Source organism: Halolamina salina, from assembly GCF_042678005.1.
GTDB lineage: Archaea > Halobacteriota > Halobacteria > Halobacteriales > Haloferacaceae > Halolamina > Halolamina salina.
The window spans coordinates 13865-18907 of record NZ_JBHUDH010000116.1; the positions used below are offsets into that span (position 1 = coordinate 13865).

Here is a 5043-nt window from a genome sequence, read left to right on the forward strand (position 1 = left end):
ACACGTCGATCGGCGCGTCGATCTCCAACTCGCCGCTTTTCATGTGGTCGACCAGCGCGAGCGCGCCGTAGACGACTCGATCGGCGTGGTTCGCACGACGCTGGTCGACGGGAAGGTGCTGCCCGGCGGCGGCGCCCCCGAGACCGAGCTCGCGCTCCAGCTCCGCCAGTTCGCCGACTCCGTCGGGGGCCGCGAGCAGCTGGCCGTCGAGGCGTTCGCCGACGCGCTGGAGGTCATCCCGCGCACGCTCGCCGAGAACGCGGGTCTCGACCCGATCGACTCGCTGGTCGACCTGCGCGCCAGCCACGACGCCGGCAACTTCACCACGGGTCTCGACGCCTACACCGGCGACATCATCGACATGCAGGAGGACGGCGTCGTCGAGCCTCTCCGCGTGAAGACTCAGGCAGTCGAGTCCGCCACGGAGGCCGCCACGATGATCCTCCGTATCGACGACGTGATCGCCGCGGGCGACCTCGCGGGCGGTCAGGTCGGCGACGACGACGGCGACGACGGCCCCGCCGGCGGTATGGGCGGCGGCATGGGCGGCATGGGCGGTATGGGCGGCATGGGCGGCGCGATGTGAAAGTAGGCCGCTAACTAACGCCACCCCGCCGCCTTCCGTTTCCCGCAGCACCGATCGCCGAACGATCGACGTTTTTCGGACCCGCTCCGGACGCTGTCGCCCGTTTCGGTCGACGTATCCCTCCGGAATTTATTAGTGAACGCGTTTCCTCCCCTCAGATACCCGACTGGTCCGTCGGGTTGTCAGAGGCAGGCCGGCGGGTTGTCGGTCCCGCTTCGAGAGCCGGGGCTTGCGTCCCGGTCTTTTTACTGAACGCTCAGCGCCGGGTTCTCGGGACGTACCGCGAGAACGAGCGAGTAGCTTCGAACGGCTGGGGTTCGTGAACGTCGTCGACTGACTGCAGGGTGTGGCGCCGCTGCTGCTCCCGTTCTCCGTAGACAGCGGGCGCGGTGGGATTCGAACCACGGTCGGACGTGCTCGCTTCGCTGCGCGCGACCTCCCTGATTCGAACCCCACGTGCCGTTTTCACGGCTCGCTTCGCTCGCCGGAAAACGGGCGCGGTGGGATTCGAACCCACGACCACCGGATTGCTCCCCCCGCGGGACCACCGGGGTTAGAAGTCCGACGCTCTGTCCAGCTGAGCTACGCGCCCTCACACGTCCATTACCCTCGGCGAGCAAAAGCGGCCGGGTTCGTCCCGTAGCCCTTAACCCCGCCAGCCGAGAACCCCGAGCCGATGCGAATCATCGGCACCGTCGGGCTGCCGGGCAGCGGCAAGGGCGAGGCCGCCGCGGTCGCCCGGGAGGAGGAGCTCCCCGTCGTGACGATGGGCGACGTGATCCGGGAGGAGACCCGGCGGCGCGGCCTCGACCCGAGCGAACACCACGGCGAGATCGCCCAACAGCTCCGCGAGGAGGAGGGCGAGACCGCCATCGCCGACCGCTGTATCCCGATGGTCCGGGAGGCCGCCGAGGAGCAGGACGGCGAGCCGGTCGTGCTCGTCGACGGCCTGCGCTCGATGGCCGAAGTGGAGCGGTTCGTCGACGCCTTCGGCGAGGACTTCCTGCTCGTCTCCATCGAGGCCCCCTTCGACCTGCGCGCCAAGCGGTTGGGCGACCGCGGCCGGGAGGCGACCGACCTCGACCGTGAGAAGCTCCGGGAGCGCGAGGAGCGCGAACTCGGCTTCGGGATGGGCGAGGTGATCGACGCCGCCGACCTCACGATCCACAACGACGACTCGCTGGAGCGCTTCCGCGAGCAGGTCCGGGCGGTGCTGGAGCGCGGGACGACCGACATCGACGACGAAGCCCACCAATGATCTACAGCATCGACGTCACGATCGAGGTCCCGGTACAGGCGACGGAGGTGGCCGACCGCGTCGAGGACGCCGTCACCAACCTCTTCCCCGACGCGGAGTTCCGCCGCGAGCCCGACCGCTTCGTCGCCGAGAGCCACTCGCTCGACGCGTTCTCGGACGTGCTCCACGAACAGGAGATCCTCGACACCGCGCGCCGGGAGTTCTACAACGGTATGGACGAGGAGGGGTTCGCGTTCGACCTGAAGAAACAGCCCGCCTTCGAGGGCGTCGTCAACTTCGCGGTGGGGTCCGAGGACGAACTCGGCGACATCCACGTCCGGGTCGACGTACGCGAGCCCGACGTGGAGTCCTTCATCGACCACGTCGCCCCGCCAACCGAGGAGGGACGCCCGGTCGACCCCGGGACGGACCGGCGGGACTCGGACGACTACCACGAACCCGCCGACGGCGCCTCCGACGGATAGATGCGCCTCGGGCGGTACCACCGCGCTCTCGTTCTCGCCGCCGTCGTCGCCGTCGCCGTCGGCCTGTTCGCCACGGGGTTCCGACTGGCGTGGAAGGCCGGCCTCGACCTGCTCTGGGGTGGGACCGTCGTCCCGTGGCACCGGATCGTCGTCAGCACTGTCGCGGGCGTCCTCATCGGCGCCATCGGGACGCTGAGCCACTACCCCGGCTCGCTCGCCGCCGTCGTCCGGGACTTCCACGAACACGGCGCGATCCCCGCCCGCGACAACATCCCCGTCGTCCCCTCGAACTTCATCGGCCTGATCGCCGGGCAGGGCGCCGGCCCGGAGGGGATGATGAGCGTCGTCGGCGGCTCGCTGGGCACCCGCGTCGGCGAGCGCCTCGACGCCGGCGGCCGCAAACTGCTCACGCTCGCGGGGATGGGTGCGGGGTTCGGGACGATCCTCGGCGCGCCGATCGGGGGCTCGCTGCTCTGGCTCGAACTCCCCCACCGCCGCGGCATCGAGTACTACGAGGCCATCGTGCCGACGCTGGTCGCGAGCTTCTCGGGCTACCTGGTGATGGTCTCGATGGGCGGGCTCTCACTGTTCAACGTCTGGGAGGCCGACCTCCTCTACCAGTACGCGCCGTGGCACCTCGGCGCCGCGCTGCTGATCGGGGTCGCCGTCGTCCCGATCGCGCACGTGTACGACCGCGTGTTCTCGGTCGTGGGCCGCCTGCTCAACCGCTACTCCCCGCGGCTAATCGTCCGGACGACCGTCGCCGGGCTCGGGATCGGGCTGCTCGGCTACGCGCTCCCGCTCACCTACTTCTACGGCGGCGCCCAGATCAACGCGGTGCTCAACGGCCAGCACTCGCTCGGCCTGCTGATCGCGGTGCTGGGCGGGGAGATGATCGCCGCGGCGCTGACGATCCAAGGGAACTGGCACGGCGGGCTGATCATCCCCCACATGTTCATGGGCGCGGTGATCGGGCAGGCGCTCTCGCTGGTCGTCCCCGGCCTGCCCGCCCCCATCGCGATGCTGGTGGGGATGGCGGCGTTCAACGCGACGATCACGGGAACGCCGCTGTCCTCCGCGCTGATCGCCATCTCGCTGACCAACGGTGCGGCGATCGTCCCCGTGTTCCTCGGCAGCCTCGCCTCGTTCGTCGTCGGCCCGTCGGTCGGCTTCGTCGGCACCGAGCAGCCCCGCCGCGAACACGAGGGGCCGCTGGTCGCGTTCGACGAGGACACCGGGGACTAGAGCGCGAGCTGTACCACCGCGAACAGCACCACCACGCCCAGCACGTCGCAGGTGTTCGTGACCACGGGGATCACCACGTCGTCGGGGTCGAGCCGGTAGCGGTAGGCCACGTACGTCGCGCCGAGCGTAACCGCGACCGCGAGCACCGCCAGCACGACGCCGCTGCACAGCGAGATCCAGACGACGGTGCCGACGGCCAACTGCACCCCGCCGAGCAGCGACTGCAGCACCCACGCGCCGGCGCCGACGACGGGGAACAGCGTCACCGCGAGCGCGACGGTCGCGACCGCGTTGCCCGCCAGCGACTCGTCGGTCGGCGAGAAATCGAGCGTCCCGAGGTGAAACGCCGTCGAGAGCCGCGACGCGAGCACGCTGCCGAGGTTGCCCGCGGTGCCGATGGTGACGGGGACGAGCACCAGCAGCGTCGGGTACCGGTAGAGTTCGGCCTCGAACGTGCCGAGCACCAGCCCCGAGCCGACCTCGACCATCGTCATCACGAGCAACACGGGCAGCGTCGCCCGCGTGATCGCCCGGACCGTCCAGTCGGTCGTCACGCCCCACCTCCCAGCGCCAGCACGACCCGCACCGCGAGCAGCAGGAAGGCGACGCCGAACACGTCGCCGGTCGTCGTCACGACCGGCCCGACCAGCGTGTCGGGGTCGTACCCGTTGCGGTAGCCAACGAACACGACGACGACTACGACCGCGGTCAGCGCGACCCCGGAGAGCAGCCCCGCGACGAGGCTGACCGCCACGAGCGTCGTCACCGGTGCGACTGTATCGCCAAACGCCGTGAGGAGCAGGAACACCGCGACGGCGGCGACGGCGCTCGCGAGCAGGCCGTTCGCCAGCGCGGCCGTCATCGCCCCGCGCAGCCGTCGGTTGCCGAGGTCGACCCGTGGCTCGACCAGCCCCTGGTGGAGACCGGTCGAGAGCCGCGCGCCGAGGCTGCCGTAGACGTTCCCCCGGGTCGCCAGCAGCGCCGGCACGAGCACCAGCAGCCCGGGGACCGCCCGGAGTTCGGCCTGCATCCCGCCGAGGACGACGCCCGCGAGCAGGCCGCCGACGACGCTCGCCCCCAGCGCGGGCAGCGCCGACTCGTACGCCTCCCGGGCGACGGCGAGGACGCTCATCGACTGGAGCGTCGGCGTCGCCGGTGAAAAACCCCCGAGCCGGCTACCCCTCGCGACTCAGCAACGCGATCAGCCCCAGCAGCACGAGCGCGACCACCAGCGACCCGCCGAGCGCCGCGAACGCGGCGTCGTACCCCCGCGTGTCGATCAGGAAGCCGGTCACCCCCGGTGCGATCGCGCCCGCGGTCATCAACACTGTCCGCACGACGCCCAGCCCCCCGCCGGCGGCGTCGTCGGGCAGCAGCGACATCAGGTACGCGCTCCGCACGGGCCGGAAGCCGTGGGCGCCGATCCCGAACAGCACGACGGCGGCGCCGACGGCGGCGACGCCACGCACCGAGAGCAGCAGCGCCGCGCC

At 70.9% G+C, this 5043-nt stretch carries 6 protein-coding genes, 1 tRNA gene and 1 pseudogene; 4 read left to right on the plus strand and 4 right to left on the minus strand.

Annotation, left to right across the window (positions count from 1 at the left end; translation table 11 throughout):
• On the plus strand, positions 1 to 586 hold a 586-nt coding region (locus ACFR9S_RS10335), incomplete at its 5' end, for a TCP-1/cpn60 chaperonin family protein (protein ID WP_379818562.1).
• Positions 587 to 1078: 492 nt separating this feature from the next.
• Here ACFR9S_RS10335 and ACFR9S_RS10340 read toward each other — a convergent pair.
• A tRNA-Arg gene (locus ACFR9S_RS10340) sits at positions 1079 to 1178 on the minus strand.
• An 84-nt stretch (positions 1179 to 1262) separates the two neighbouring features.
• Between ACFR9S_RS10340 and ACFR9S_RS10345 the strand changes: the two genes are divergently transcribed.
• The 3 genes from ACFR9S_RS10345 to ACFR9S_RS10355 are packed head-to-tail and all read left to right on the plus strand — an operon-like array spanning position 1263 to position 3553.
• On the plus strand, positions 1263 to 1844 hold the full coding sequence (locus ACFR9S_RS10345; RefSeq protein WP_379730867.1) for an AAA family ATPase: 582 nt from the start codon (positions 1263 to 1265) through the stop codon (positions 1842 to 1844).
• Positions 1841 to 2308: an RNA-binding domain-containing protein gene (locus tag ACFR9S_RS10350; RefSeq protein WP_379730868.1), complete on the plus strand. Its 468-nt coding sequence runs from the start codon at positions 1841 to 1843 to the stop codon at positions 2306 to 2308. The genes ACFR9S_RS10345 and ACFR9S_RS10350 overlap by 4 nt, the downstream gene beginning before the upstream one ends.
• Positions 2309 to 3553, plus strand: a complete 1245-nt coding sequence (locus ACFR9S_RS10355) for a chloride channel protein (protein ID WP_379818563.1) — start codon at positions 2309 to 2311, stop codon at positions 3551 to 3553.
• Here ACFR9S_RS10355 and ACFR9S_RS10360 read toward each other — a convergent pair.
• The 3 genes and pseudogenes from ACFR9S_RS10360 to ACFR9S_RS10370 form a co-directional block, all read right to left on the minus strand.
• The gene (locus ACFR9S_RS10360; protein WP_379730870.1) at positions 3550 to 4107 is read right to left on the minus strand and encodes a magnesium transporter; all 558 of its coding nucleotides are present in this window, start codon (positions 4105 to 4107) and stop codon (positions 3550 to 3552) included. The two genes, ACFR9S_RS10355 and ACFR9S_RS10360, sit on opposite strands and share 4 nt — an antisense overlap.
• Positions 4104 to 4685 (minus strand): magnesium transporter, encoded by a 582-nt coding sequence (locus ACFR9S_RS10365; protein ID WP_379818564.1) that lies wholly within the window; start codon positions 4683 to 4685, stop codon positions 4104 to 4106. The genes ACFR9S_RS10360 and ACFR9S_RS10365 overlap by 4 nt, the downstream gene beginning before the upstream one ends.
• 43 nt (positions 4686 to 4728) lie before the next feature.
• A pseudogene (locus ACFR9S_RS10370) lies at positions 4729 to 5043 on the minus strand (MFS transporter); the annotation flags it as partial.

Bases quoted from the DNA above. Each gene is read 5' to 3' on its own strand.
- ACFR9S_RS10345 (WP_379730867.1), top strand. From the start codon at position 1,263: ATGCGAATCATCGGCACCGTCGGGCTGCCGGGCAGCGGCAAGGGCGAG.
- ACFR9S_RS10355 (WP_379818563.1), top strand. From the start codon at position 2,309: ATGCGCCTCGGGCGGTACCACCGCGCTCTCGTTCTCGCCGCCGTCGTC.
- ACFR9S_RS10365 (WP_379818564.1), bottom strand. From the start codon at position 4,685: ATGAGCGTCCTCGCCGTCGCCCGGGAGGCGTACGAGTCGGCGCTGCCC.
- ACFR9S_RS10350 (WP_379730868.1), top strand. From the start codon at position 1,841: ATGATCTACAGCATCGACGTCACGATCGAGGTCCCGGTACAGGCGACG.